The organism is Actinoallomurus acaciae, assembly GCF_042429965.1.
Taxonomy (GTDB): domain Bacteria; phylum Actinomycetota; class Actinomycetes; order Streptosporangiales; family Streptosporangiaceae; genus Actinoallomurus; species Actinoallomurus acaciae.
This window is the reverse complement of the sequence record NZ_JBHLZP010000017.1, coordinates 24,326-50,632: the sequence shown is the minus strand read 5'-3', so window position 1 is coordinate 50,632 and position 26,307 is coordinate 24,326. Positions and strand designations below refer to the sequence as shown.

At 67.3% G+C, this 26,307-nt stretch carries 18 protein-coding genes; 12 read left to right on the top strand and 6 right to left on the bottom strand.

Annotated elements, in window-relative coordinates; genetic code table 11:
• Positions 1-417: 417 nt before the first annotated feature.
• Positions 418-11,193: a LamG-like jellyroll fold domain-containing protein gene (locus ACFFNX_RS04490; protein ID WP_378195536.1), complete on the top strand. Its 10,776-nt coding sequence runs from the start codon at positions 418-420 to the stop codon at positions 11,191-11,193.
• Positions 11,180-11,638 carry an SUKH-3 domain-containing protein gene (locus ACFFNX_RS04485; RefSeq protein ID WP_378195533.1) on the top strand — a complete coding sequence of 153 codons (459 nt, stop codon included), beginning with the start codon at positions 11,180-11,182 and terminating at the stop codon, positions 11,636-11,638. The genes ACFFNX_RS04490 and ACFFNX_RS04485 overlap by 14 nt, the downstream gene beginning before the upstream one ends.
• Positions 11,639-12,260: 622 nt before the next feature.
• On the opposite strand, the gene ACFFNX_RS04480 is transcribed toward ACFFNX_RS04485, so the two are convergent.
• The 4 genes from ACFFNX_RS04480 to ACFFNX_RS04465 form a co-directional block, all read right to left on the bottom strand.
• On the bottom strand, positions 12,261-12,689 hold the full coding sequence (locus ACFFNX_RS04480) for a site-specific integrase (RefSeq protein WP_378195530.1): 429 nt from the start codon (positions 12,687-12,689) through the stop codon (positions 12,261-12,263).
• A 91-nt stretch (positions 12,690-12,780) separates the two neighbouring features.
• Positions 12,781-12,957 carry a hypothetical protein gene (locus ACFFNX_RS04475; protein WP_378195527.1) on the bottom strand — a complete coding sequence of 59 codons (177 nt, stop codon included), beginning with the start codon at positions 12,955-12,957 and terminating at the stop codon, positions 12,781-12,783.
• Positions 12,958-13,264: 307 nt separating this feature from the next.
• Entirely contained in the window at positions 13,265-14,560 is a 1,296-nt protein-coding gene (locus ACFFNX_RS04470; protein ID WP_378195522.1) for an alpha-glucosidase/alpha-galactosidase, read from the bottom strand.
• An 84-nt stretch (positions 14,561-14,644) separates the two neighbouring features.
• Positions 14,645-15,403, bottom strand: a complete 759-nt coding sequence (locus ACFFNX_RS04465; RefSeq protein ID WP_378195519.1) for a DeoR/GlpR family DNA-binding transcription regulator — start codon at positions 15,401-15,403, stop codon at positions 14,645-14,647.
• A 349-nt stretch (positions 15,404-15,752) separates the two neighbouring features.
• Between ACFFNX_RS04465 and ACFFNX_RS04460 the strand changes: the two genes are divergently transcribed.
• The 6 genes from ACFFNX_RS04460 to ACFFNX_RS04435 are packed head-to-tail and all read left to right on the top strand — an operon-like array spanning position 15,753 to position 20,773.
• Entirely contained in the window at positions 15,753-17,075 is a 1,323-nt protein-coding gene (locus ACFFNX_RS04460) for an extracellular solute-binding protein (protein ID WP_378195516.1), read from the top strand.
• A 31-nt stretch (positions 17,076-17,106) separates the two neighbouring features.
• On the top strand, positions 17,107-18,048 hold the full coding sequence (locus tag ACFFNX_RS04455; protein WP_378195513.1) for a carbohydrate ABC transporter permease: 942 nt from the start codon (positions 17,107-17,109) through the stop codon (positions 18,046-18,048).
• The gene (locus tag ACFFNX_RS04450; RefSeq protein ID WP_378195510.1) at positions 18,045-18,893 is read left to right on the top strand and encodes a carbohydrate ABC transporter permease; all 849 of its coding nucleotides are present in this window, start codon (positions 18,045-18,047) and stop codon (positions 18,891-18,893) included. The genes ACFFNX_RS04455 and ACFFNX_RS04450 overlap by 4 nt, the downstream gene beginning before the upstream one ends.
• Positions 18,890-19,555: a family 4 glycosyl hydrolase gene (locus tag ACFFNX_RS04445; protein WP_378195507.1), complete on the top strand. Its 666-nt coding sequence runs from the start codon at positions 18,890-18,892 to the stop codon at positions 19,553-19,555. Before ACFFNX_RS04450 ends, ACFFNX_RS04445 begins: the two co-directional genes overlap by 4 nt.
• Entirely contained in the window at positions 19,552-19,869 is a 318-nt protein-coding gene (locus ACFFNX_RS04440) for a family 4 glycosyl hydrolase (protein ID WP_378195505.1), read from the top strand. The genes ACFFNX_RS04445 and ACFFNX_RS04440 overlap by 4 nt, the downstream gene beginning before the upstream one ends.
• Before the next feature lies 1 nt (position 19,870).
• On the top strand, positions 19,871-20,773 hold the full coding sequence (locus tag ACFFNX_RS04435) for an SIS domain-containing protein (protein ID WP_378195502.1): 903 nt from the start codon (positions 19,871-19,873) through the stop codon (positions 20,771-20,773).
• Positions 20,774-20,911: 138 nt separating this feature from the next.
• Here ACFFNX_RS04435 and ACFFNX_RS04430 read toward each other — a convergent pair whose 3' ends face one another.
• Positions 20,912-21,736: an SAM-dependent methyltransferase gene (locus ACFFNX_RS04430; RefSeq protein ID WP_378195500.1), complete on the bottom strand. Its 825-nt coding sequence runs from the start codon at positions 21,734-21,736 to the stop codon at positions 20,912-20,914.
• Positions 21,737-21,845: 109 nt separating this feature from the next.
• Positions 21,846-22,994, bottom strand: a complete 1,149-nt coding sequence (locus ACFFNX_RS04425) for a DUF5753 domain-containing protein (RefSeq protein WP_378195497.1) — start codon at positions 22,992-22,994, stop codon at positions 21,846-21,848.
• 591 nt (positions 22,995-23,585) lie between these two features.
• Here ACFFNX_RS04425 and ACFFNX_RS04420 point away from each other — a divergent pair.
• From ACFFNX_RS04420 to ACFFNX_RS04405, 4 genes are all read left to right on the top strand, one after another.
• Positions 23,586-23,906, top strand: coding sequence for a hypothetical protein (locus tag ACFFNX_RS04420; RefSeq protein ID WP_378195494.1), 321 nt, complete (start codon positions 23,586-23,588; stop codon positions 23,904-23,906).
• Positions 23,907-24,111: 205 nt separating this feature from the next.
• Positions 24,112-24,612 (top strand): helix-turn-helix domain-containing protein, encoded by a 501-nt coding sequence (locus tag ACFFNX_RS04415; protein WP_378195566.1) that lies wholly within the window; start codon positions 24,112-24,114, stop codon positions 24,610-24,612.
• Positions 24,613-24,625: 13 nt separating this feature from the next.
• Positions 24,626-24,985, top strand: a complete 360-nt coding sequence (locus tag ACFFNX_RS04410; RefSeq protein ID WP_378195491.1) for a hypothetical protein — start codon at positions 24,626-24,628, stop codon at positions 24,983-24,985.
• 4 nt (positions 24,986-24,989) lie between these two features.
• Positions 24,990-26,018 (top strand): alpha/beta hydrolase family protein, encoded by a 1,029-nt coding sequence (locus tag ACFFNX_RS04405; RefSeq protein WP_378195489.1) that lies wholly within the window; start codon positions 24,990-24,992, stop codon positions 26,016-26,018.
• Positions 26,019-26,307 lie beyond the last annotated feature (289 nt).

Sequence of the window (26,307 nt, the reverse complement as noted above, 5' to 3'; positions counted from 1 at the left end):
CCGCCATCCGTCGTCTTCCGGGGCAGGTTCCCGGTCTTTTAGTGGTTTACATCACGTTGACTTCGGATCGTTTTCGTGCCGGTGTGTTGGGCCTACCTGGTTGGTGTGCACGCTTTACCGTTGCTTTACATTCGGCCTCTTCGGGGCTGCGGGAGGCGGCCGTGGCCGAAGCGGGTCGGGGCTATTCCCATGCTGTGGCGCGAATGTTAGCTATATCCCCGAACGACTGGTTTGTCGTGATCGACCTGTCCGCCCTTCGGGTGCGGCCCAGATTGAGGGGACACCGTGAAGGGCCTGGTCACGCGTTTTTGTCATGCTGCCCGCACGCCGTTGCGAGGGCTTGCCATCCGGTTTCAACGGCGGGAGGGACGTCCGACCCCACGACCGTTCCGCTACCGGGTCGCCGCCCGCCGTCGCATGCAGCGGCGGGTGGCGGTCCTGCTCGTCTCGGTGCTGGTCCTCGGGTTCGCCTCGGAGCCGGCGATGGCCGACGTCGGCACGCTGCCCGAGCCCCATCTGGCCGGTCTGGCGAACGGCCTGTCGCGACTCGTCCAGGGCAAGCCGCCCGCTCCGCACTGGGACCACCTGCCACGGCAGGCGTCCGGAACGGCGAAGGGCCGCTCGCACTCCGCATCTGCCGCCAGCACAAAGGCCAGGGGCGGGAACGGACGCGAGCCCGGCAAGGGCAAGGGTGAGTTGCCCGCTTACACCGCGCACGCCCCGCGTGTGACCAAGGGGCGCAGCGCGAGGGCGACCGTGGGATTCAGCGCGCGTACGAGTAAGCGGGTCGCCGCCAAATCCACCGCGACCTCGGACTACTACCGGAACACGGACGGCTCCTACACCCGCAGGCTGGCGGAGCAGCCGATCAATTATCGGGCGGCCGACGGAACGTGGCAGCCGATCGACACCCGTCTGCGGTCGGGAGCGGATGGTCGTTGGCATGAGACCGCCGACTCCCCGGCGGTGGACCTCGCGCCGTCGGCGGCGGACCCCGCGCTCGCCCACATCGCGATCGGGAGCGGTCGCGAGCTCTCCTACGGTCTCCAGGGCGCGGCCGCCGTCGCACCGCAGGTGTCGGGTTCGACAGCGACCTATCCGGGCCTGCTCCCCGGTACGGATCTGACCGCGCAGGTGACCGCGATGGGGGTGAAGGAGTCGCTGGTCCTGCACCAGTCGAACGCGGCGAACTCCTGGGTCTTCCCGCTGGACCTCAAGGGAGTCAAGGCCGTCGCGCAGGCCGACGGGTCGATCAGCCTGGTGGGCGCCGGCGGAAAGACCGCAGGGCGGATCCCCGCTCCGTACGCGTACGACGCGAAGGTGGACCGCCGGTCGGGTGAGCCCGCGATGACGCATGCGGTCGGCTACAGGCTGACGAGCGTGGGCGGCCGTACCGCGCTGGTCATGACGCTGGACGCGACGTGGCTACATGATCCGCACCGGGTCTTCCCGGTGACGGTGGACCCGACGTTCAGCTCGACTGACGGTGCCTGGGCGGCGACTACGTACGCGGAGTCGGGCCTGTCCGGCGACCACTCGACGGAGCCACGGATCAACATCGGCTCCTACGACTCGGGTACCCACAAGGCCGTCTCCTACCTGCAGTTCCCGAACGCCGGTATCGACGGCTCGCACATCAGCGTCACGGCGGCCAAGCTGGAGCTGGGCATCACCTACGCGTCGACCTGTACGGCGGAGCGCCTGGATGTCGCGCCGGTGACGCAGGCGTGGACGCCGTCGAAGGTGACGTCCTATCCGGGCCCGACGTACGGCGCCTCCATCGGCAACGCGACGCCGAGCGTGCCGAACGCCTGTGCGAACACCGGCGGAGACCTCACCAAGAGCGACGACGTGGAGGTCAGCCTGTCGACGTCCACGATCAACTCCTGGGCGACGTCCGGCACCGACTACGGGCTGGCGGTATATGCGTCGACCACCGACAGCCTGCACTGGAAGCAGATCGACTCGATCTACTCTCCGGCCCCGCCGTACCTGATCCTGACCTACACCGGCGCCGTGCTGCCGCAGGTGTACGCCCAGAACCCGCCGAACGGTTCCTCGGCGGGCACGCTCACTCCGCAGCTGTCGGCGACCGGCGCCATCGATCCCAACCTCGCGGTGAACCCGAAGTTCGACTTCCAGATCTACGACACCGGCGGCACGAAGGTCGCGGACTCGGGGCTGCTGACGAAGGGCCTGTGGACGGTTCCCGCGGGCAAGCTGAAGTGGGGCCAGACCTACTACTGGGAGGTCCAGTCCTACGACGGGACGAACTATTCGAGCGGCACGGTGTGGAACTCCCTGACCACCCTGGTGCCGCAGCCTGCCGTCACCTCGGGTCTGTCGCAGAACAACGACGGCCATGGGTTCGACCCCTCGATCGGGAACTACACGACCTCCGACACCGATGCCGACGTGGAGACGGCAGGGCCGCCGCTCTCGGTCGTACGGGACTACAACTCCCGTGACCCGCGGACGACGGGCGCGTTCGGCGCGGGATGGTCCTCGGCATTCGATGCGAAGGCCGCCGAGCAGTACGACGCCTCGGGGGCGGTGCAGAGCGTTCGGGTCACCTATCCCGACGGCTCGGAGGTCGGCTACGGCAAGAACTCCGACGGGTCGTTCTCCCCGCCACAGGGCCGGTTCGCCACGTTCAAGAGCGTGACCGGCGGCTACACGCTCACCGACAAGAACGACACCGTCTACACCTTCACCCAGTCGCTCGGCTCGGGCGCGTACGGCATCACCGCGATCACCGATCCGGACGGCCGCGCGGAGAACTTCACCTGGACATCGGGCCACGTCACCGCGCTGACCTCCGCCGTCTCCGGCCGGGCGCTGCACCTGACGTGGCAGACGCCGGCCGGCGCGACCAGCGCGCACGTGGCGACCGTCGTCACCGATCCAGCGACGGCCGGCGACAGCTCGACGGCGCAGACCTGGACCTACTCCTACACCGGCGACCAGCTCACGAAGATGTGCTCGCCGGTCGACAGCACCGGCTGCACACAGTACGGCTACCAGTCCGGATCGCAGTACCACAACCAAGTCCTCGACGAGGGCGCGCGGTCCTTCTGGCCGCTCGCCGAGTCGTCCGGTACCACTGCGGCCGGCGCCGTGCTGGCCAACGAAGGCGTCGACAACGGCACATTCGGCAACGTGACGCTCGGCCAGCCTGGCCCGCTCGCCGGCGGCTCGGCCACGGCGGCCGGCTTCAACGGCACGAGTTCCTCGGTGAAGCTGCCCGACCTGAACATGCGCAGCGGAGCCTCGACGTCGGTGTCGATGTGGTTCAAGACCTCGGGCGGCCCCGGCGTGCTGTTCTCCTACTCCGACATGCCGATCAGCGCGACCGCGTCCGAGGGGAACTTCACGCCCGCCCTGTACGTGGGCACCGACGGCAAGCTGAAGGGCCTGTTCTGGTACGGCGACACGCCCAGCCCGATCAGCACCACGGGCTCGGTCGCCGACGGCAAGTGGCACCACGTCGTGCTGACCGGGTCCGGCTCCGCGCAGACCATGTGGCTCGACGGCGCGAAAGTGGGCACGGCCGCGGGCTCTTCGTCGTATGACTTCAACTATCTGCCCACCAGCTTCAGTGACGTCTACCTTGGCACCGGCTTCCTCGGCGCGGCCTGGCCCGACCAGCCGCACACAGGATCGCAGACGCTGTACGGCACCTACTTCAACGGCTCGATCGCGGACGCCGCGGTCTTCGACCGCCCGCTTGTCCAAGCGGACGTGACCGACCTGTACGCCGCCGGAACCCATCCGGCGAACCTGCTCACCTCGATCACCCGCCCGTCGGGCAAGGGCTACGCCTCGGTCTCCTACGACCCGGTCACGACGCGGGTCACCCACGTGACCGACGCGGACGGCGGGACGTGGAACCCGGCGGCGCCGGTGGTGACCGGTTCCAGCCAGGTGTACCGGGCCTCGGTACTCGGTGCGAATCCGCAGGACTACTGGCGGCTCGGTGACGCGGCCGGCGCCCTCCAAGCCGTCAACGAGGTGACGGGCCCCACCGCCACGTACAACAACGCGACCCTTGGGACGGCCGGGCCGTTCGCCGATGCCACGGCGGCCTCGTTCGACGGGACCAGTTCCTACGCGCAGGCGCCTTCCGGGCTCATTCCGGGGACCGGTGATGAGTCGGTCAGCATGTGGTTCAAGACCACGGCGACGAACGGCGTGCTGTTCAGCGCGCAGAAGGATCCGCTCAGCGCTGGGACGACGACCACCGCTTACACGCCGATGCTGTACGTGGGCAGCAGCGGGAAACTGCATGGGGAGTTCTGGTACTCCACCGGCTCGGACAATCCGATCACGTCTTCCTCGTCGGTCGCGGACGGGAACTGGCACCACGTCATTTTGGCGTCGGCGGCCGGTACCCAGTCGATGTACCTCGACGGACGTCTCGTCGGCTCGCTGACCGGCACCGTGAACATCGCCGGTCAGTCGAATGTCTATGTCGGGACGGGGTTCCTCGGCGGCTACTGGCCGGATGAGTCCCACAGCGGTGCCGCCGGCACGCCCACCTACTTCAACGGACAGATCTCCGACGTCGCTTATTACCACTCGCAGTTGTCCTCTCAGGACGCTGCCGCGCAGTGGGCGGCGGGGCAGAACTCGACCGGCCTGGCACCGATGGAGACGGTCGCGGTGACCGACCCGGGCGGCAAGACGGTCAAGTACCAGTACGACGTGCTGAACGGGTACCGCCTGATCGGCCGCATCGATGCCCTGGGCAACAAGACGGCGTACGGCTACGACACCGCCGGGTTCAACCACACCATCACCGACCCGAACGGCGACGTGACCACCATCGGGCACGACGTACGCGGCAACGAGGTCTCCAAGACCACCTGTCAGAACCAGACCACACAGGCGTGCTCGACCTCGTACTTCACCTACCTGCCCGACGACACCAGCACCCAACTGACCCCGGGCCCCAAGAACGACCTGATGGCCACATCCCGCGACGGCCGGTCGGCAAGCGCGACCGACAACACCTACCTGACCTCCTACGCCTACAACGCGGCAGGTGACCGCACGGGTGTGACGACGCCGCCGGTCGCGGGTTTCGCCGGCGGGCGTACGACCACGATCGCCTACACCGACGGCACCACGGTGGCCGCGGCCGACACCGGCTTCGCGCCGGCCGGCCTGCCGTACAAGACGACCTCGCCCGGCGGCGCGATCACGATCGTCGGCTACTTCCACAACGGCGACGTCGCGCAGGCCACTGACGCGGACGGGCAGGTGACGAAGTTCACCTACGACAATCTCGGCCGGGTGCTGACCAAGACGACGGTCTCCGACTCCTATCCCGGCGGCCTGACCACCACCTATGCCTACGACGGCGCCGACGAGCTCACCACTCAGACCGATCCGCCCGTGACCGATCACGTCACCGGGGCGATCCACACCGCGAAGACCACGACCGTCTACGACGCCGACGGGCAGATCCAGTCCCAGACCGTCGCCGACACCACCGGCGGCGATGCGTCGCGGACGATCTCCAACACCTACACCGCCTACGAGCAGGTCGAGACGACCACCGACGCGAACCACAAGACGACGAGCTTCACCTACGACGCCTACGGCAACAAGGCGACCGAGACGGACCCGGCCGGCACGACCATCGCCTACGCCTACGACCCGAACGGGAACCTGCTCACCCAGACGCTCAAGGACTACATCGGCGACCCGGTGGATCCCTCGCCCTCCCGCGACCTGGTGGAGTCCTCCCGCGCGTACGACCCGGCCGGGCGGCTGGCGTCCATCACCGACTCGATGGGCGCCACGACCGGCTACACCTATACCGACAACGGCCTGACCGCGACGATCACTCGCAGGGACGCACAAGGTCAAAACCCGTTCGTGCAGCAGGCCAACACCTACGACGGCGCGGGGAATCTGACCCGCCAGGTCACCAACAACGGCGCGACCACGACCACCTCCGCCGTGGACGCGGCCGACCGCACGTCTTCCACGACCGTCGACCCCGGCGGGGTCGACCGCACCACGTCCATCTCCTACACGCCGGATGACGAGGTCGCCTCCAGCACGATCAGCGACGGCAGCGGCGCGACCAACGTCACGAGCACGACCTACGACCCGATGGGGCATGTGACGAGCCGCAGCGTCCAGATGGACGGAGTCGGCTCGCCGGTGGCGCGACTGTCGCTGAGCCAGACCTCCGGCACGGCGGTCACCGATGCGACCGGCACCGGCAATGATGCGACCGCCAGCAGCGACGTGACCTGGGCTGACTCCGGTGCATCGTTCTCCGGCGCCAGCGACCAGCAGATCGCCACCCGCGGGCCGGTGGTGGACACCTCTCAGAGCTTCACGGTCTCGGCATGGGCGAAGGTGCCCTCCACCACGCACAACCAGACGATCATCAGCCAGGACGCGAGCATCGGCGCCGGCTTCTACCTGAAGTACAGCGGCACCTCGGGCAAGTGGACGTTCACCCGGCCGTTCACCGACACCATGGACCCGGGCACGGCCAACGCCTCTTCCACCAACACCGCGACCGTCGACACGTGGACGCACTTGGCCGGTGTGTACGACGCGAACACCGGCAAGATGACCCTGTACGTCGACGGCACCGCGAACCGTACGGTCACCGACTCCACCCCGATCAACGCCTCCGGCCCGCTCGTTATCGGCAACGGCAAGTTCAACGGCTTTCGCACCGGCTTCTTCGAAGGCTCGGTCGCCAACGTGCAGGTCTACCCGCGGGCGCTGTCCGCCACCGAGGTCGCGACACTGCACGACGCCGGCCGCACCAGCGACACCGTCGCCTCCTCCAGCACGGCTACGGCGACCTGGAAGCTGGACCAACGCGGCCTGCCCACCGCGATGACCGACCCGAACGGCGCCACCACCGACTACATCTACGACGAGGCCGGGCAGCAGGCCGTCACCAGCGCGCCCGCCGTCAACGTCGAGACCGGCGGCGGCACCCCCGCCCTCGAGCACCCGGTCACGACCACCGGCTACGACACGTTCGGCGCCCCGGTCGAGACACAGGACCCCAGCGGGAACATCACCACCACGGCGTATGACGCCGGCGGGCGGAAGGTGTCGGAGACACAGCCCGACTACACCCCGCTCGGCTCCTCCACCCCGATCACCGCGGCCGCCCACTGGTCCTACGACGACGCCGGCAACATCGCCCACGTCATCGACCCTCTTCAGCACGACACGCACTACGTCTACGACCAGCTCGGCGACGTCGCACAGGTCACCGACCCCGCGAACGGCGTGACGCACAACACCTACGACACCAACGGTCAGCAACTGTCGATGACCGACCCGACCGGCGCGCAGACCCAGGCGACCTATGACTTCCTGGGCCGTCAGCTCACCTCGACCGTGCTGGATCGCCATCCCACCCCGACGTCCTCGACCACGACCTCGTCGTACACGGCCTCGGCGGCCAACCCGGGCGGGACGTTCCTGGCTTCGACCACGACCCAGGACGGTGCCACCACCTCCTACGGCTACGACAACGTCGGCGAGGCCACGCAGGTCACCGATCCCGCCGGTGCCACCACCCGCACCGCCTACGACCTGCTCGGCCGCAAGACCGCCGTCACCCTCGCCGACGGTACCGCCACGACGACGTCCTATGACCAGCTCGGCGACCCCGTACGGACCCGGCAACTCGACACCGACGGCCATACCGTTCTGGCTGAGCGGTCGGCCACCTTCGATGCCGCCGGTCGGCAACGGTCGGCCACTGACGCCCGCGGAAACACGACGACTTTCATGCGCGACGCCAACGGGCTGATCACCCAGGAGGTCCAGCCGGTGGACGACACCAGTGGGATCACCACCTCGTTCGGCTACGACGGCCAGGGGAACCGGACCCGCTACACCGATGGGCGAGGCAACAGCTGGCTCTACACCTACAACTCCTGGAACCTGCCCGAGTCGGCGGTCGAACCGGCGACCACGGGCTACACGACGGACGCCGATCGCACATCCACGCTCGTCTATGACGCGGCCGGCCGTGCCACCACCGAGACCCTTCCCGGCGGCGTTTCGATCACGACCGGCTACGACGCCCTGAACAATGTGACCAGCCAGTCGGGCACGGGCGCCGACGCCGCCACCGCGAACCGCAGCTTCACCTACGACGGCGACAGCCGCGTCCGTACCGCCTCGACCTCCGCGATCGGCACCACCACGGCGGCCACCAGCGAGACGTTCACCTACGACGACCGTGGCCTGCTGCTCACCGCAGCCGGGTCGGGCGGCGCCGGCTCATTCGGCTACAACGGCGACGGACTGTTGACCTCGCGTACGGACGCGGCCGGTACGACCTCCTACACCTACGACGGAGCCGATCGCCTGGACACGCTCACCGACCCGGCCACCGGGACGCGGCTCACCTACGGGTACGACCAGCTGTCCCAGCTCAAGACCGTGCAGTACGGCACAGGCGGCGACACCCGAACCTACGGCTATGACCACCTGCATCGCCTGACCAGCGACACGCTGAAGACCTCCGGTAATTCCACGGTCGCCTCGATCGGCTATGGCTACGACGCCAACGGCAACGAGACGTCCAAGACCACGACCGGCTTCACCGGCCCGTCGAGCAACACCTACACCTACGACAAGGCCGACCGGCTCACCTCGTGGAACGACGGCAACACCACGACGGCGTACGCCTACGACGCGTCCGGTAACCGAACGCGCGTGGGCGCGAACGTCTACACCTACGACGCCCGCGACGAGCTGACCAGCGATGGGGTGAACACCTACAGCTACACCGCGCGGGGCACGCTGGCCTCCCAGACCTCGGCACAGGGCACCGTCTCCTCGACGAGCGACGCGTACGGACAGCAGGTCACCCAGGGCACCGAGACCTACCTCAACGACGCGACCGGGCGGGTCCTGACGGCCACGACCAACGGATCCGGTGTCACCGCGACCTTCTCCTACTCCGGCGTGGGCAACGACCTCGCCTCGGACGGAGCGAACACCTACACGCATACGCCGGACGGCTCTCTGGTGGGGATCGGCACACCTGGCGGAGGCAGCGCCGTGCTCGCCTACACCGACCGGCACGACGACGTGGTCGGCGACTTCACCGCGACCGGTACGTCCCTGACCGGATCGACGGCCTACGACCCGTTGGGCAATGTCGCGGCGACCACTGGGGCGGTCGGCAAGCTCGGATTCCAGTCCGGCTGGACCGACGACACCACCGGCAAGGTCGACATGGGCTCCCGCTGGTACAACCCGGCCGCCGGCCAGTTCCAGAACAAGGACACCGTCACCAACAACCCGGTCCCGAACTCGGCCGCCGCGAACCCTTTCGCCTACGTCGACGACGATCCGCTGACCCGTACCGACCCGACCGGACACAGCTGGTTGGGAGATGTGTGGAACGGCGTGAAGTCGGCCGCGAAGGCCACCGCGCATGCGGTCGCCTCGGCGGCCTCGTGGGTGTGGAACGGCTTGAAGTACGCCTGGCACGCGACGACGAAGGCGGTCCGGACGGTCGTGCACGTCGTGGCCGACGCCCTCGACCGATCGGTACAGGCGCTCGATCGCCAGATCGCCGCGATCGAGAACCAGATCCACGCGTTCGAGGTCGCAAGCCGCCGAGCCGCCCGTGCCGCCGCCGCGGCACGAAAAGCGGCCAAAGACGCCTACGACAAGGCGCTGGGCCTGGGCAAATACGCCTACCACGCCACAGCGAAGGCGGTACGGACGACCACCACGTTCTTCAAGAACCACGCCGCCGCGATCGCCTCGTTCGCCGCGTCGACGTTGGTGTTCATGGGATGTGAGGCGGCGGTGTCGGCTGCCACGGGAGGCGTGGGCGCGGTCCCGGGCGCGATCGCCTGCGGCGCGCTGGCCGGCGCGGTCGGCGGAGCGATCGACCAGGCCGGCAAGTGCCTGGACGGCCAGAAGGGCGCCTGCTCCGCGGACGCCTTCGCCGGGTCGGCCGTCCTCGGCGCCGTGGGCGGTGCGATCGGCGGAGGGATCGGCGGGAGCCTCGGCGGCAAGCTCGCCGAGTCCGCATTGGGCGACGTGCTGCCCAAGCTGGTCACCAACACCTTGGAAGGCGCTGGGATCGGCGCCATCTCCGGTGGCGCGACCGCGGCCGCGCAGTACGGGCTGACGTGCTCGGACTCGTCAGCCGGGTGTTCATGGTCGGGCCTGGAACACGCAACCGCACGTGGCGCGGCGGTCGGCGCGATCGGCGGCGCCGCAGGCGGGGCACTGGGGACCGCAGCCTCGGCGGCACGGGCCCGCTTCCGCGGAGACGAGGGCGAACCCGTGGGCGGCAACGAGGGCTGCGGCGCGACGCACAGTTTCGTCGCTTCGACGCTGGTGCTGATGGGCGACGGCAGCTCCAAGCCGATCAGTGAAGTGAAGGTGGGCGACAAGGTCGCCGACGCGGTCCCAGGCGACGGTAAGAAGACCGAGACCCACCGGGTCGAAAAGGTCATCATCACCAAGACCGACCACGACTTCGTCGACCTGACCATCGCCACCCACGACACCCACGGCCAGGCCGCCGGCATCGGCAAGCTCACCACCACCGACCACCACCCCTTCTACGACATCACCCAAGCAACCTTCGTCGAAGCCGCCCGCCTACGGCCGGGTGATCGCCTCCAGAAACCTGGGGGCCAGGTCGCCGAGGTCCTCGACGTCCATCGCTACACCGCCACCGCCAACACCTATGACCTCACCATCAATGGCCTCCACACCTACTATGTACAAGCAGGCACCACACCCGTCCTCGTCCACAACTGCGGTGTCAGTGCCGAGCCGGGCCATGCGCCGAAAGGATCAACCCTTGAGCAATACGCCGAAGCGAATCGTGGGGCCAACCAGGAAGCAACGCCAGATTTTGTCACCGAATACACTGCTCCCTCCGGAAACAGATACTGGGGTCGCACGACCAAGCCTTCGGTAGATGTCGAGCCCGGCTCGAATCTTGACGACGCTCTGCGGGACCATCATGCAGGTTGCTCGGAGGTCTGTGCACTCAATGAGGCGCAGAAAGCAGAGGGGGGACTCGCCATCTATGGTGGTAGTTTCCGGACACTTCGCGTACGGCCACAAGGCTCTCCGCTCCGAAGTGGGACTCCCGCCGACCCATGCGAAGACTTCTGTCAGCCATTGATTGGCCGGATATATGGGACCTATTAGTCAACTGCTAATGGACGCGGCCCCCGACATTCGCGCGGCCCTAGAGAGGGCTGGCTGGAGTCAGAGCCGATCCATAGATATTTCCCCTTGGGTGGAAATCCTGGAAACAGCCGGCTTTGAAATAAACGCCAGCGCCAGCCTAATTTGGCAGGAGCTTGGAGGGCTAGACATAAAAAGTTCCAGTCGACGAGAGCCGAGGTCATCCCTTCGTATCGACCCTGTAGATGCCTGCATTGATGCCGCAGGGGAGGCTGCACGACTGGGGCGGAAATACGGAGAAGTGCATTCTCCTTTGGGTCTGTGGTCCCTGCAGTATCGGACCTATGTTGGATCAGGTGGTCGAGTGATCGCTGTTGGCCCTGGCGGTGAGTGGAAACTTGGCGACAACATAATGGACGCACTGACGTTTGTCATCATTGGTGGAAGTGATATCCACTTCATGTAGGAGTAGGCGAGGTTTCCGGCTGGACCTGGTCGCCACTCTTGCAACGGCAGCCGCATAACCAATCGCAGGGCTCGTGGACCTCGACGCCAACGGCTGCCACTCCGAGCCGCCGACCACCAGGCGGGCCGGTCGCTCCTCCGCCGCGGCGAAGAGTGGGTTGTGCGGGCCGTCGTCGGCCCGGCCGTCGCTCTCGTAACGGCTCACCGTCTCGAGGCCGGCGCACACGAATACCTCGCCCTCGCCGGCCCGAACCGCGTGCGCCGCCATACGGCTCCACCTGCAGCGACGACAAGCCGTAGCGGACCACACGGATGGTTGCATTCCATACAGGATGACCTGGTTAAGACTACGGGCGATGCATAGTTTTCCAGGCCCAACGGCCGGTTCGGTTGCTCCGTGGGTGCTCGTATGTCGCGGTACCGCCCGGCAGCACCCGGCACGATGTCGGGCTGATATGCGGTGAAGCGAATGGCGAATGCGGATTAAATGGCACATAGTGGCACTGTGAAATAAAACGCGGTAGCGCGTCGAGTAGGGGATTCTCATAGAGCTGTGGACTTTTAATCGCAGCTTCATTCGCCCAGGAGCCTCAGAAACGCTACAGCTCAAGACAAACGCTCGCTCAGCAGGACACTCCCTGTACTTCAAGCCTGCCTATGCCCGCGGCGACGGCCTTGGCGGCCTGCGCACCAGCCTCCGCTTCCGCCACCAAGCCCATAACCGACGAGCGATGGAGGATCACGTGCGCGACGGCCCGCAGATGTTCGCCATCCCCGCGAACTTCCAACGCGCACATCAGCGAACTCGGAAAGCACACCGTACGGCCGCAACGCGACCGGGCGAGCGTCGCCGCGCCGTGCCGGAGGTCGTGCAGCCGGATGGGCGGCAGGCCGGCCTCGAAGGCGATGTGCAGGAAGGACGTTGTCACCCACGCGTGATGGAGCGGCTCGCCGTTCTCCTTTGTGAAGATCTTGCCGGAGTCAACCCACGCCTCCTCCCACTCTTCACGTTCCTTCGCCTGCTGCTCGAGGTAGATCGTCAGCGCGATCACGGACTTCGTCCTCGCCGACATCGAACGTGACCTCGCCTCCCGGATCGCCGACCGGGAGCGCAGGCAAAGAACGGCGAGCCGCCGCACGCGACTACTTCATCAACTCCAGCCGCCTCACCCGCCTCGCGCTCGCGAACACCGTCGCGGCCGCACCCGCCACCGGCGAGATCCTCCATACCGCGCACACCGCGCACCCCAGCTCCTGGGCGGCCGCCGTCACCGCGCCCGTCGTCGGCGGCATCATCTGGGCCAGCGCCCACGGGCACATGGGCACCGCCGACCGCCGGATCTACGCCGCTACCGCCATCAGCTACGCCAGCGCCTGGGGCGTCGCCTGGAACGGCCTCGGCGACGCCGCGTTCGCCGCCGGTGCCGCCATCCTCTCAGCGCCCTGGGTGTACCGGAGCCTATGGCGGTGGCAGGCGGTCCCATCGCCGGCCGAGCCTGTCTCGAGGATCCGCTGTCGTGGTTCCGCGAGGCATGGGAGACGTACCGGCCCGCCGACGCCGAGATGGTCGACGAGGTCGAGGCCCCCAGCGCCACTCATGCACGCGAAATCGCATGGCCGTGCCGCGTCATCGGCGCAGGGACCTGGGGAGCAGGTCGCGGTGTGCGTCGAGGAGTTCGTCGCACAGTGCCTCGGCACGACGAGTGGTCAGGACGCTTCCGGCGTTCGGATCCAGGAGAACGGCCTGGTAGACATGGCGGCGGTCGCCGTCCAGGACGGCTCGTACGGTGAGTTCCACCACGTTGAGGAAGGTACGGTTCAGGGCGGCCAGCTGCGGCGGCAGGGCCCCGATCGGCTGTGGACGCGGACCCGATCCGTCGATCAGGGCCGGGACCTCGACGCAGCATTCGTCGGGCAGGTTGGTGATCAGGCCGTCGTTGCGGACGTTGAGGTAGATCTCGCGTTCCCGGCCGGTCTGGTGGGCGTGGATGAACTCCGAGGCCAGTTCGGACGTCGCTTCTAGAATCAGAGGTCCCTCATCGGCGAGTTCCCGGCGGGTCGACTCGTACTCCTCAATGTTGCGCTCCGAACGCCGAAGGTATTCACCGACCGGGACTCGGAACTGCTCGATCTCCTCGTCGTGGCGCATGAACCAGGGCACGTATTCGGCGCTGTGCTCGCTGGACTCGGTGGGAAAGTAGCCGAAGCGCCGGAACAGCTCGACGCGGACCCGGCGCTGGAGCTCCGGATCGGCGTCGATGGCCGCGCGCAGCGCCGGGTACAGATCCTGACCCTCGTGCTCGAAACGGAGGACGAACGCCTGGTGGTTGAAGCCGGCCGTGCGGAAGTCGATCTCCGCGAGCGGTACGCCGACCAGCTCGGCGAGGAGCCGGTGCGTGTCGCGGACCGAATGGCACATGCCGACGACCCGCTGGAACGGTGAACCGGCGTAGACGGCCCACGGCAGCATCGCCATCGGGTTGCTGTAGTTGAGCAGGTACGCGTCCGGCGCGACCTTGGCCAGGTCCTCGCCGATCTGGATCAGCACAGGGATCGTGCGCAGGCCTCGGAAAACGCCTCCGATGCCGATCGTGTCCGAGATCGTCTGACGTACGCCATAGCGGGCCGGAATGCCGAAGTCGGCGCGGGTGGCGCGGTAGCCGCCGACCTGGATCTCATTGATCACGTAGTCGGCACCTTCGACGACGGTGAGCCGGTCGGTGCTGGAGCTCACTCGGGCGCCGGCGCCGGTCTGCTCGTTGATGCGGCGCACCAACGCTTCGGCGTAAGCGAGCCGGTCGGCGTCGATGTCGTGGAGCGCCAGCTCGAACCGGCCGTGCAGCTCGGCGAATTCGCACAGGTCGGTGACGATGTTACGGGTGAACTCGACGCTGCCGGCGCCGATGAACGCTACCTTCGTCATGCTCGGACTATGACACCGGCGCGGGCAAACGCACAATGACAAGCAGGAAACACGCAATTTTCGTGTGCGTGATTGCGCGAAACGTCAGACGAGCGAGACCTCGCAGTCGCGCTCCCGGATCTGTTCGATCTGCGCCTCGGGCGCCCGCCCGTCCGTGATCAGAAGGTCGACCGACGTCATCGGGCAGACCTGCGCGAGCGCCACGCGGCCGATCTTCGTCGCGTCCGCGAGCACGATCGTCTTGCGGGCGCGCTGGAGCAGGGCGGCGTTCACGCGGGCGCCGACCGGATCGTAGTTCGTGCATCCCGCCGAGGCGTCGACGCCGTCGACCCCCACGAAAGCGACGTCGACGTTGTACTCGGCCAGGAACTCCTCCGCACTGTGCCCGACCGTCTCCTGGCTACTGCTCCGCACCTCACCGCCCGCGGTGAACACGCGGAGCCGCGGATTGTCCAGCAGGTGGAGCGCGACGTTGAGGGCGTTGGTGACCACGGTGAGACCGTCGGACTCCAGCAGCAGATGCGCGAACTCGGTCACCGTGGTCCCGCCCGTCATGCCGATGACCCGGGCGCCGGCGAGGTGCCGACGGGCCGCATGCGCGATCCTGCGCTTCTCGACCAGGTCCTGGGTCGTCTTGTAGCTCAGCGGCATGTCGTTGAACGCGGCGTGGGTGGTGGCACCACCACGGGTGCGGCTGACCAGACGTTGCTGTTCGAGCACCTCGAGATCGCGCCGGATCGTCGCATGCGACACACCGAACCGCTCGGCGAGCTCGGGCACTTCCAGCGACCCGTGCGCGACGATCGCGGACAGGATCTGGTGGATGCGTTGGTTGCGTCGCATGCCCCGAGGCTAGCGCACGAACGATCAGATTGCGCATTAGATGCCCTGGCTGCATGCAAACTGCGCGTACCCGGTGAGGCGCGCGAACATCCGCCCATAACGGGGAAATTTTGTGAATAGGACTGTTGACGCCCGGTGAACAAGCTGCCAAAGTCTCTGCCACATCAAGCATAGTGATCGATACACGCGCAGCAGACTGTTCAGATACTGCGCGAAATGCTCACGGACGATGATCGGATTGTCCGTCTCGTCCGCGAGCCTCCCGGCCCGGCTGGTGCCGAACCACCGCCCGACGCGGGGTTCCGGGCACCCGCAGCGACGGGTCGTCTTTTGGAAGAGAGGCGTAGCCATGCTTTCCATTCGACAGGCCAGACCCGCCGCGGTGGTCGGCACGCTGTCATGTCTGGCTCTGCTCGCCACCTCGTGCTCCGGCGGCGGCGCGGCCTCGTCCGCGACCAGCGGCGTGACGATCAATGTCTCCCTGGCCATACCGTCTCCGCCCAAGGCCTCGCTGGACGCGTTCACCAAGTCCACCGGCATCACCGTCAAGTGGACCGACATCGACTGGGACAGTCTTCAGACGAAGATCGCGGCCGGATCGACCGCCAAGACGTACTTCGCGGACGCGACCGACGTCGACTGGTCTCGGGTGGGCCAGTTGGGGAAGCTCAACTGGTTCTACCCGATGGAGCGCTACGTCGACACCAAGTCGCTCGCCGCGGACATGCCGCAGCTGTCCTCGTTCACCATCGGCGGCCACGTCGTGGGCATCCCGTTCGACGCGTCCTTCCTGGTGACCACCGTGAACAAGAAGATGTTCGCCAAGGCCGGCGTGACGACCATGCCGAAGACGATCGACCAGTACACCCAGGACCTCAAACAGATCAAGACGAAGGGCGTCGTCCAGTACCCCTTGAACATCCCGTTCGCCGCCGCCGAAGGTCTGTCGACGTACTGGTACCAGACGACGGGGGCGTTCGGCGGGACGATCCTCGACGGCCAGGGCAGACCGCAGTTCACGAGCCCTGACTCGCCCGGGTACAAGGCCGCGCAGTGGATGGTCGACGCGTTCAAGCAGGGCCTGGTCCCGCCCGGCAACATCAACGTCACCGACAGCCAGGGCCAGCAGAAGCTGATGGCGCATGGCCAGATCGCGAGCGTCTTCGGCGACTACTCCGGCAACATCGGCAGCCTGTACGAGGTGCCGTCCTCCTCTACCGTGGTCAAACAGGTCGACTACCTCCGCACTCCGGGCGTGACGGGCCCGGGACCGAACCTCAGCAACCCGGACGGCATCGGCATCCCGCGGACGGCCAAGCACCCCCAGGCCGCGGCGAAGTTCATCCAGTGGTTCACCGAAGGCGCCAACCAGGCCGACTTCGCGGGTCTCAACGGGCCGGACAAGGCACTGCCGAGCTACAACTTCCCGTCCCGGCTGAGCGTGGTCGACCAGCTCGCCGCCAAGGGGAAGCTCATCGGCGGCTCCTCGCTCGGCGCGATGCTCAAGTCCAGTGCCCGGCCGGTGTTCCCGGCGGGAGCGCCGACGTGGTACCCGCAGTTCTCCAACGCCGTCTACACGAACCTGCATTCGGCCGCCACGGGTTCACTGACCGTCGATGCCGCGATCAAGGCGATCGCCGGCACCGCGAACCGGCTGGCGAACGGCGGGTGACCGGGTACTTCGCGACCACGAGGTGTCTTCCATGACGGGACCACGACTCGATACGCTCCCGGTGACGGCCCCGCCCGCGGGGACGCCGACCGGCCGGCGTCGCCGCCGCCGGTTCGATCCGCTCCCCTATCTGCTCGTCTCGCCGTTGGCGATATTCATCGTCGGCCTGGCGTTGGTACCGGCGGCCTTCACGATCATCGAGGCGTTCTTCCGGGTCGACAGCCTCGATCCGCCGACGCGCTTCACCGGCCTGGGTAACTTCCGCCGGCTGTTCGGCGACCACACCTTCCGGATCACCGCGGAGAACACGCTGGTCTACGTGGTGATCGGCGTCGGGCTGTCGACGATTCTCGGCATCGCGATGGCGATCACCCTGCAGCACAGATTCCGCGGCCGCGCGGCGCTGATCGCGGTCCTGATCCTGCCGTGGGCACTGCCCGGAGTGGTCGAGGGAATCGTGTGGACCGGCATCTGGGACGCCAACACCGGTCTGCTGAACAGCGTGCTCACCTCGCTCCACCTGGTCGATCACTACCACGTCTTCCTCGGCCGGAACCGCTGGCAGACGATCGCGCTGATCGAGATCGTCCAGGTATGGCAGATCACACCCCTGTCGGCGTTGCTGGTGCTGGCCTCGTTGCAGAACATCCCCGGTGACCTGTACGAGGCGGCGCGCCTGGACGGATGCTCCGCGTGGGGGGCGTTCCGGCGGATCACGCTGCCGCTGGCCCGCCCGGGGATCGCGGTGGCCATGGTTCAGGCGGTGATCGCGACCCTGAACGTCTTCGACCAGCCGTACGTGCTCAACGGCGCCGCGCCGACCGGCTCGTCGGTGATGGTGCAGACCTACTCCGTCAGCTTCCAGAACCTGGACTTCGGCGAGGGGTACGCGCTGTCGCTGCTGGTCACGCTGGTCACGCTGGTCGTGTCATTCTGCGTCGTCAAACTCGTGTACCGGGCGGTGGAGCTGTGAGTGTCATCCGCGGGCGTCTCCGGATACGCGCGCGCTGGATCGGCGTGGCGTTCATCCTGTTGTGGTCGCTGGTGCCGATCTACTGGACGATCAACACCAGCCTGCAGACGGAGGCACAGGCCGGGAGCAAACCGGCGCACTACGTGCCGCCGACCCCGACGCTGAAGCACTACATCACTCTGCTCGGCAGCGATGGAACGGTCCCCGACCAGATCCGCCGGTCGACGATCAACATCCTCGTCGAGTGCGGCGCCGCGACGATCGTCACCGTGGCGCTGTCCACGCTGGCGGCCTACGCGTTCGCGCGGATGCGCTTTCGCGGACGCAACCTGCTGTTCTACTCTGTACTGGCCACGATGGCCTTCCCGGCGTACACGACGCTGATCCCGCTGTACCGGATCATGAGCGACTTCGGCCTGGTCAACACCTACACCGGCATCGTGCTGGTGTACGTCTCCGGCTTCCTGCCGCTGGCGACGTGGATCATGCACAACTACCTCGTGAGCCTGCCGACCGCGATCGAGGAGGCCGGCCAGGTCGACGGGGCCGGCCGCATGCAGATCCTCTGGCACGTGCTGCTTCCGCTGGCCCTGCCTGGCATCATCTCGACGGCGATCATCACGTTCCTCTTCTCCTGGACGCAGTTCCTCTTCCCGCTGGTCCTGTCGACCGACCTGTCGACCCAGCCGCTCACCGTGGTCGTCCAGTCGCTGCAGGGACAGCACGTCGTGCCCACGACTCTGCTCAGCGCGGCCGGGGTGATCGCCATCGTGGTGCCGGCGGTCATCGGGCTGACGCTCAACCGCTACATCGTGAACGGCCTGCTGACCGGGAGCGTGAAGTGACCCGGTCGGCCCGCGGCGCGGCCGGCCGGGGACTCGTGCTCATCGGGGCCGGCAGCACGGTGTTCACGCCCGGGCTCCTGCGCGACCTCACGTCCGCACCGGCGTTCGAGGACTACACCGTGCACCTGGTGGACACGAACGGCGAGGCCGCCGAGACCATGACGGCGATCGGCCGCCGGCTCGCGGTGCGGCGGGGCCACGGCGTACGGATCGAGGCGCACACGGACCGGCGCGCCGCGCTGCCCGGCGCGAGGTTCGTGATCACGACCATCGCGGTCGGCGGGGCCGGCGGATGGCGGGCGGAGCTGGAGATCCCAGCGCGGTACGGGATCCGCCAGACCGTGGGCGACAGCGTCGGTCCCGATGACGTACACGCGGTGTACGCCGGCCTCGACCATCTCTGCCGGCTGCTCGACATCCGGTCCGGCGGCACCGACCTGTACCCGCGGCTGCGGGAGCTCGTCGAGGCCCACGCCGGCGGCCGGGACGCCCCGTCCTCGCGCACCGAGGGCGTCCACGCCGCGGTCTCGGCCGGCCTGATGCGAACCTTCGGTCGCCACCCCGCGCCGGGTGACCGTCATGTCGCGGAGTTCTTTTCCGATACCTGTCCGCGGCGGGCTCCGGTGAGCTGGCGTGGGGACTGCGGGGCGGCCAGGACATGACGCACGAGTACATCGACGACAAGAGCCGGTTCTGGGACGACCCGCGAGCCCAGGCGAACGGCGATGTTCCCCTCCAGATCTCCTCCGGTCAGGAGGCCGAGCGCGCCGTGAGCATCGCCGCGGCCCTGCTCGGCGACCGGGACATCGTCGAACCGGCCGTGAACCTGCCGAACGAGGGCAGGCTTCCCGATCTGCCGGCCACGGCCGTCGTGGAGGTGCCCGCGGTCGTCGCGCACGCACCACTCCTGGACCAGTTCGGCACCGTCGACGGCCACGACCCCCAGAACCGACGTCCCAGAGAAGGGGAACTCTGACATGCCCGGAACCGCACCAGCCCTCGGGCGGATCACCTCTGCCGAAATCGCCAGCCAGCCCGGCTCCTGGATCCGCGCCCAGGCGCAGAGCCGTTCCGGGCCTGGTGGGTTGCCGGAGGCGGGCGAGAAGGTCCTCGTCCTGGGTTGCGGCACGTCCTACTACGTCGCCGCGGCGTACGCGTGGCTACGTGAGCAGCGCGGACACGGACCGACTGACGCCGTCATCGCCTCGGAGCTGCCCGAGGTGCTCCGCCCGTACGACCGGGTGGTGGCGATCAGCCGGTCGGGCACCACCACCGAGGTTCACCGGGCACTGCGGCGGCTCGGGGACGACACCCCGATAACGGCCGTACTCGGCGCTCTCGACACGCCGATCGCCTCTCTGGCCACCGACATCGTCGACCTTTCGTACGCCGACGAGCGAAGCGTCGTGCAGACCCGGTTTCCGACGACTCTGCTGGCTCTGCTGCGCGCCCAGCTCGGCGCGCGGGCCCAGGCGGAACTCGTCGACAGCGGCGAGCGGGCGGTGAACGCCGAGGTCACCGAGACACTGCCCCGGCAACTGGTCGTCCTCGCCTCGGGATGGGCCGCCGCACTCGCCCAGGAGGCCGCGCTGAAGTGCCGCGAGTCCGCGGGCATGTGGGCGGAGGCGTACGCGACCGGCGAGTACCGTCACGGACCGATCAGTGTCGCCGGACCGGACACCCTCGTGTGGGCGATGACCCCGCTGTCGGCCGTGGAGATCACCGCCATCGAGGCGACGGGGGCACGCGTCCACCACGGCGGCACGGAGCCGCTGGCCGAACTCGTACTCCTCCAACGCCACGCGGTCGCCTGGGCGGCCTCCGTAGGCCGCGATGCCGACCTCCCGGTGCACCTCACCCGCTCGGTCGTGGCCCTCTGAACCATCGCGGGCGCCCGCCGGTGTCGTTCCGGGAGTTCCTCGCGACCGCCGTGTCACCGGCGAGGTAGGGCGCGGGCCCGCGGTGCGCGGCGGGTCAGGCGTCGAACTCCAGGACCGTACGCACAGCATGTGCTGGGCTCATTTCTTTTGGCCGACGCCGCAGGCCATTTCTACTCGGACTGGTTCCTCGCCTGGATCGGGTTTCCATTCCAGCGGGGTGACCAGGCCGGGCTCGATGAGTTGGAGGGTGTCGAAGAAGCGGGCGATCTGTTGGGGGCTGCGAAGCTTGTAGGGCGCTGCTCCGCTTTGGTTGTAGAGCTCCTGGGCGCCGCCGAAGGTCGTGTCGGTGTTGGTGGCGTCTCGTAGTACCAGGAAGCTTCCCGGCGGGAGCCCGGCCAAGAGGTGTCCGACGATGGAGTAGGCGTGGGCGTCGTCGGTGATGTGACCCATGATGCCCATGAGCATGAGCGCGATCGGCCGGGTGAAATCGAGGGTGTCGGCGGCGGCGCGCAGTATCGCGTCCGGTTCACGGATGTCGGCCTCGATGTAGTCGGTTACGCCTGGTGGCGTGCTGGTCAGGAGCGCGTTGGCGTGCGCGAGGACCAGCGGGTCGTTGTCGACGTACACGACGCGGCTGTGGGGGGTTGTCTGCTGGGCGACTTCGTGGGTGTTGTTGGCGGTGGGCAGACCGGTGCCGATGTCGAGGAACTGGTGGATGCTCCGTTCGCCGGCCAGGTAGCGGACGGCGCGGGTGTGGAAGATACGGGCCGCGCGGGCGATCCCGACGATCCCGGGGAAGATCTCGCAGTAGCGGTCGCCGGTGCTTCTGTCGATGGCGTAGTTGTCTTTGCCGCCCAGCCAGTAGTTCCAGATGCGGGCCGAATGGGGAACCGAGCTGTCGATCCCCGCCATCAGGTCCTTTTCTGCCTCGTGCCAGGGGAAGTCGGAGTCTTGGCTGTCCACGGCTACCTCCATCAGGTGGGGGTGACCGCTGGGACGGTGACGGTTCCATCGGGAACCGTGACCCCTTTTTCTGAAAGGTCGGCCGGTGTCGTGCGTACGCGGTGTTGGCCTAGAGGTTGGTGAGGAGCTGGTTGAGGATGGTGATGATCGCGGTCCTTTTTGTGGCCTCGATTCCCAGACGGTCCAAGACCTGAGTGTAATGGTCGATGTCGTCCGGCTTGTCTGGATACAGCGCGTGATCATTCTGGGGCAGATACACCATGTCCGGGAGTTCGGGTTGAGGGAAACGCAGGGTCGCGATGGGGCCACCGGCTATAGCGTCGCAGGCAGAAGCCTCCAGGCCGCCCGTCATCAGCTGGACTGCGATGTTGGGCTGTTGGGCGACGCCAAGGAGGTGTTCGACCTGGCGCCTCACGATTTTCCGGGGAACGGCAGGGTGGTGAAAGCAACCCTCATCAAGGATGCCCCACAGCGTGGTGGCGTTGGGGCGGTGGAGGATCTGCTGACGACGCATCCGCAGTTCGAGCCGGTGGTCGATCTCGTTCGTGCCCGCTTCCGGGTGCTCGTACCGGATCATGGCGCGAGCGTATTCGTCGGTCTGAAGCAGGTCAGGGACGTGGCGGGTCTCGTACACACGGATGAGGTCGGCCGCCGGCTCCAGGCTCAGGTAGGTCGTGAACCAGTCCGCGACGACGTCGCCATAGGGATGCCACCAGCTCATCGTGCGGGTATGCCGAGCCATCGCGAGCAAGGTCGCCCGGCTACCCGGTCCCTGTCGCGGGTGCAGGCCGGCCGGGGCCGCGAGCGTCTCCGCCCGTGCTCGCAGTGATGGCCACGGGGTCCGAGCGCGGCGGCTGGTGTCCCGTGCGGCGGCCTGGGCTTCGAGTTCGAAGATGTCCACGGCATTGACGGGCCAGGGGGCGGTATCGGTGCATGCGCGGGAGGCCAGATACCACCGTCGTCGCCAGTCCTCCACCGTCGCGAGTTGGTCAAGGGGCACACCGATCCGTGCGGCGTAGACCCGGCATACCGTGACGAAGGCGATGACGAACTGCAGGTCGGGGAGCCGGAGGCGTTTCGTCTTCAGTACGTCGTAAATCGTGCTGTGCGGGAGGTCTCGTATTCCGTCGGTCTTCTCAGCGATCGCCTCCATCTCCTGGTACGCCGGTCGACCGGATTGCAGATACAGACGCCACAGTTCGCTGATTACGCTCTCGAGGATCTGCCGCTGCCAGCGGTCGTTGGCGCTCTTACTCATCGCACCCGCACATTGGGCTCATAGTGATCATCTTTCTTCGGTGTTAACAGGGACGCGTCGCATACTGCCATGCAAAAACGCCTCATACCGGCCGGTCCGACATCGTTGGACCGGGATGTGATCAAGCCGGTTTTTTGTTTCGCCCGATATGGGAGTGCCTTCCAGAACCGCACACAGGATAAGCACTTGGTTACATCGGCATGGCCGCACGGAGGGATCCTCCGCGTTTCAGCGCGCGGGTCATCGTCTCCGATTCCATCGCCACCGGATGTTGCATACGACACATACCGATGTGCTGTTACAGCTCGGACGAAACCGGACAGACGTCCGTCATCTTCCGCCGGTATCCCGTTTATTCCGGATAGGCACTGAATCCACACGAAGGGTCCGGGCGGTGGGCCATCGTCGGCGGCGTTAACGACGTACACCGCCCACGGAGTATCGATGTCTCCTTCATCCACACACGCTTCGCCCTGCAGGTCACGGGTGCGTCGGCGAAGACGGCAACGGCTTCCACACGCGTGCCGCTTCACCATCTCTCACGCACTCCACCGAGACGCGGTCCTCCCCAAGACCGCGACCACGGACATCATGGCGTCCCCCAATATCGGCGATTCCGAGAATGAAGAACCGCGCACCAAACCTCCTGAGGCGCTACCGCCCGCCGACAACGTCCGAGGCCCCCACACAGCCGACGACCGGGTGATCGCCATGGCGCTCACCGCCACATGGATGCTGACCACCGGACGCCGGCTGCGCGACGTGCCGATGTTCCACGACCTCAGCGTCCCCGACCTCATCGACTTCTGGGCAGATGATCACATCGCATCGAACCCGAAGATCCGCTCCGGCCTCCCCGAACGGGAACACCGTGACAACGCCCCCTCGTACATCCGCCGCCGCATGGCCTGATCACACCGAAACCCGATTACCTCTACAACGAAGAATCCGGCATGGCCCTGGACCGATCGAGCCGACCGGTTCAAAGTGGCTGGACACGGCGCAGCAGTCTCGGGACCGTCCCGCAACCGCTGGAAGGCCGGGCCTCGGAGGGGGACAGCGATTGAGGAACGATCGTTCTTGACTGATCGTTCCTCAACTGTCTACTGTAGTGATCATGGGCAGGCCAAGAGCATTCGACGAGGACGAAGCGGTGCGTGCCGCCGTGGCTCTGTTCGGCGGACGTGCGTATGACGGCGTGTCCGTTGACGACCTCGTCAGCCACCTCGGCGTGCACCGCAACAGCCTGTACAAGACGTTCGGCAGCAAACGCGGCCTCTACCTGGTCGCTCTGCGCCGCCACCTCGTCGACGACGTCCGCCCGTTGCTCGACGCCCTTGCTGGCGCATCGGACGCCGCGGCCGCGCTGCGGCTCGTCACGTCGGCCGACCTCGACCTGCTTCTACTCGCGGCGACCGAACGCGCACCGGTCGACGAGGAGGTCGCCGCCGAGGTGAAGGCCGCGTTGGCCGCCGTCGACCAGGCGATCGCCGACGCGCTCGGCGTTTCCACCGACCTGGCGGCCGCCCTCACGGCCGCCGCGCTGGGCATCATCCTGCGCGGCAACCCCGACAACGCCACCACCGCGCTGGCCCAATGCCTCCACCCTCTGACCTGAAAAGGAAACCGACATGGCACTCATACGTATCGAAGGCGACGACCTCGTCGTCGTGATCGAGGGTCTCGACAAGCTCTGGGCCTTCAAAGGCAGCCTGACCATCCCGCTGGCCAACGTCCGTGGCGCGACCGTCGACCCCGGTATCGCCACCGAACCCAAGGGAATCCGCGCGCAGGGCTCCCACGTACCCGGTGTGATCATCGCGGGCACATTTCATCAGGATGGCGAAAAGGTCTTCTGGGACGTCAAGGATCGGTCGAAGGCTCTCGTGATCGAACTCGCCGACGAGCAGTACGCGCGCCTGGTTCTCCAGGTCGATGACCCCCGCGCGACTGTCGCCCTGATCGAGAGCACCCTCGCTGAAAGGAGGTAGGCCGATGTTTCGCCACTTGGCAGCGGGCGTGGTGGCGCTGGCCGTCGTCACCGCCACTCCGGCCGAGGCGACGCCCGGTCTGGTGCGTGCCGCCGACCGCGAGGTCGTCTTCACGGCCGACGGTACGACCACGTACGGCACCCTGCACGTTCCCCAGCATCGCGCCGGGCAACGGCTGCGGGCAGCACTGCTGCTGCCCGGCAGCGGACCCACCGACCGCGACGGCGACCAACCGCCCGCGTCCTCACCGGACACCCTGGCGCAGTTGGCCGATGCGCTCGACAAAGACGGAATCGCCACGCTGCGGTTCGACAAGTACGGCACCGGCCGCACCGGGCTCGGCGCCTACCAAGACCACCCGGAGGAACTCGACTACCCGGCGTTCGTCCGCCAGGCACGGGCCGCCTACGAGTCGTTGCGCGATCAGCCGGAGACCGACCCGCACGCGCTGCTTGTCGTTGGGCACAGCGAGGGCGCGATGACGGGACTGCTGCTGAGCGGCACCGTCCGCCCGCGCCCGGCCGGCCTAGCGCTTCTGCAACCACAGGCGATCCGCATGCTGGACCTGGTCGCGCTCCAACTCAAAGCTCAGATCGCCGAAGCGACCCGGCAGGGCCAGTTCACACCGGAGCAGCAACGCACTGTCAACGCGGCCATTGATGCCGCCGTCACCTCTCTGCGCGAACGCCGACCGGTCGACACCACCGATCTCCCCTCCCCGATCGCCCAGCTCTTCGAGGCGTTCCAAGGACCGAACGCCCGGTTCGTGGAAAGCGACGACGCCGTCTACCCACCGGACACCGCCGCCGCACTCCGGCCGGGAACCAAGGTGCTGCTGACGTGCGGCACGAACGACGTCCAGGTCCCTTGTGACACAACGAACGCCCTGAAGACCGCCCTGCGTCACGCGCATGCCGGTGGACCGGGCCGAGTGGTGCTGCCGGGAGTGGACCATCTGATGCACGACACCGACCACCCGAGCACGCTAGCGCTGCCCGTGCTCGACGCCCTGCATCGCTTCGCTCGAAGCTGACGCCGTCCGAGGACGTCCCCCAAACTCCAGCGCTCTCAACGCATAGGCGAGTCAGGCCGCGGTAACGAAGGGCCGTCCGCCCCAGCGAATGCCTTCCCGCCGTGGATGCGGGCCCGTGGTCGTCGTCTGCGACCTGACCGGACGCAACGCGAACGTCTTTTACGAGGCCGGCATCGCACACCCTGGGTCGCGAGGTCGTGCTCATCACGCAATCGCCCGACGACGTACCCTTTGACCTGCGCCACCACCGCTACATTAATTACCTCGGCAACACCGAGGGGCTGGTCGA

Bases quoted from the DNA above. Each gene is read 5' to 3' on its own strand.
- ACFFNX_RS04490 (WP_378195536.1), top strand. From the start codon at position 418: ATGCAGCGGCGGGTGGCGGTCCTGCTCGTCTCGGTGCTGGTCCTCGGG.
- ACFFNX_RS04485 (WP_378195533.1), top strand. From the start codon at position 11,180: ATGGGACCTATTAGTCAACTGCTAATGGACGCGGCCCCCGACATTCGC.
- ACFFNX_RS04475 (WP_378195527.1), bottom strand. From the start codon at position 12,957: ATGTGCCCGTGGGCGCTGGCCCAGATGATGCCGCCGACGACGGGCGCG.
- ACFFNX_RS04470 (WP_378195522.1), bottom strand. From the start codon at position 14,560: ATGACGAAGGTAGCGTTCATCGGCGCCGGCAGCGTCGAGTTCACCCGT.
- ACFFNX_RS04465 (WP_378195519.1), bottom strand. From the start codon at position 15,403: ATGCGACGCAACCAACGCATCCACCAGATCCTGTCCGCGATCGTCGCG.
- ACFFNX_RS04460 (WP_378195516.1), top strand. From the start codon at position 15,753: ATGCTTTCCATTCGACAGGCCAGACCCGCCGCGGTGGTCGGCACGCTG.
- ACFFNX_RS04455 (WP_378195513.1), top strand. From the start codon at position 17,107: ATGACGGGACCACGACTCGATACGCTCCCGGTGACGGCCCCGCCCGCG.
- ACFFNX_RS04440 (WP_378195505.1), top strand. From the start codon at position 19,552: ATGACGCACGAGTACATCGACGACAAGAGCCGGTTCTGGGACGACCCG.
- ACFFNX_RS04435 (WP_378195502.1), top strand. From the start codon at position 19,871: ATGCCCGGAACCGCACCAGCCCTCGGGCGGATCACCTCTGCCGAAATC.
- ACFFNX_RS04425 (WP_378195497.1), bottom strand. From the start codon at position 22,994: ATGAGTAAGAGCGCCAACGACCGCTGGCAGCGGCAGATCCTCGAGAGC.
- ACFFNX_RS04420 (WP_378195494.1), top strand. From the start codon at position 23,586: ATGGCGTCCCCCAATATCGGCGATTCCGAGAATGAAGAACCGCGCACC.
- ACFFNX_RS04415 (WP_378195566.1), top strand. From the start codon at position 24,112: ATGGGCAGGCCAAGAGCATTCGACGAGGACGAAGCGGTGCGTGCCGCC.
- ACFFNX_RS04410 (WP_378195491.1), top strand. From the start codon at position 24,626: ATGGCACTCATACGTATCGAAGGCGACGACCTCGTCGTCGTGATCGAG.
- ACFFNX_RS04405 (WP_378195489.1), top strand. From the start codon at position 24,990: ATGTTTCGCCACTTGGCAGCGGGCGTGGTGGCGCTGGCCGTCGTCACC.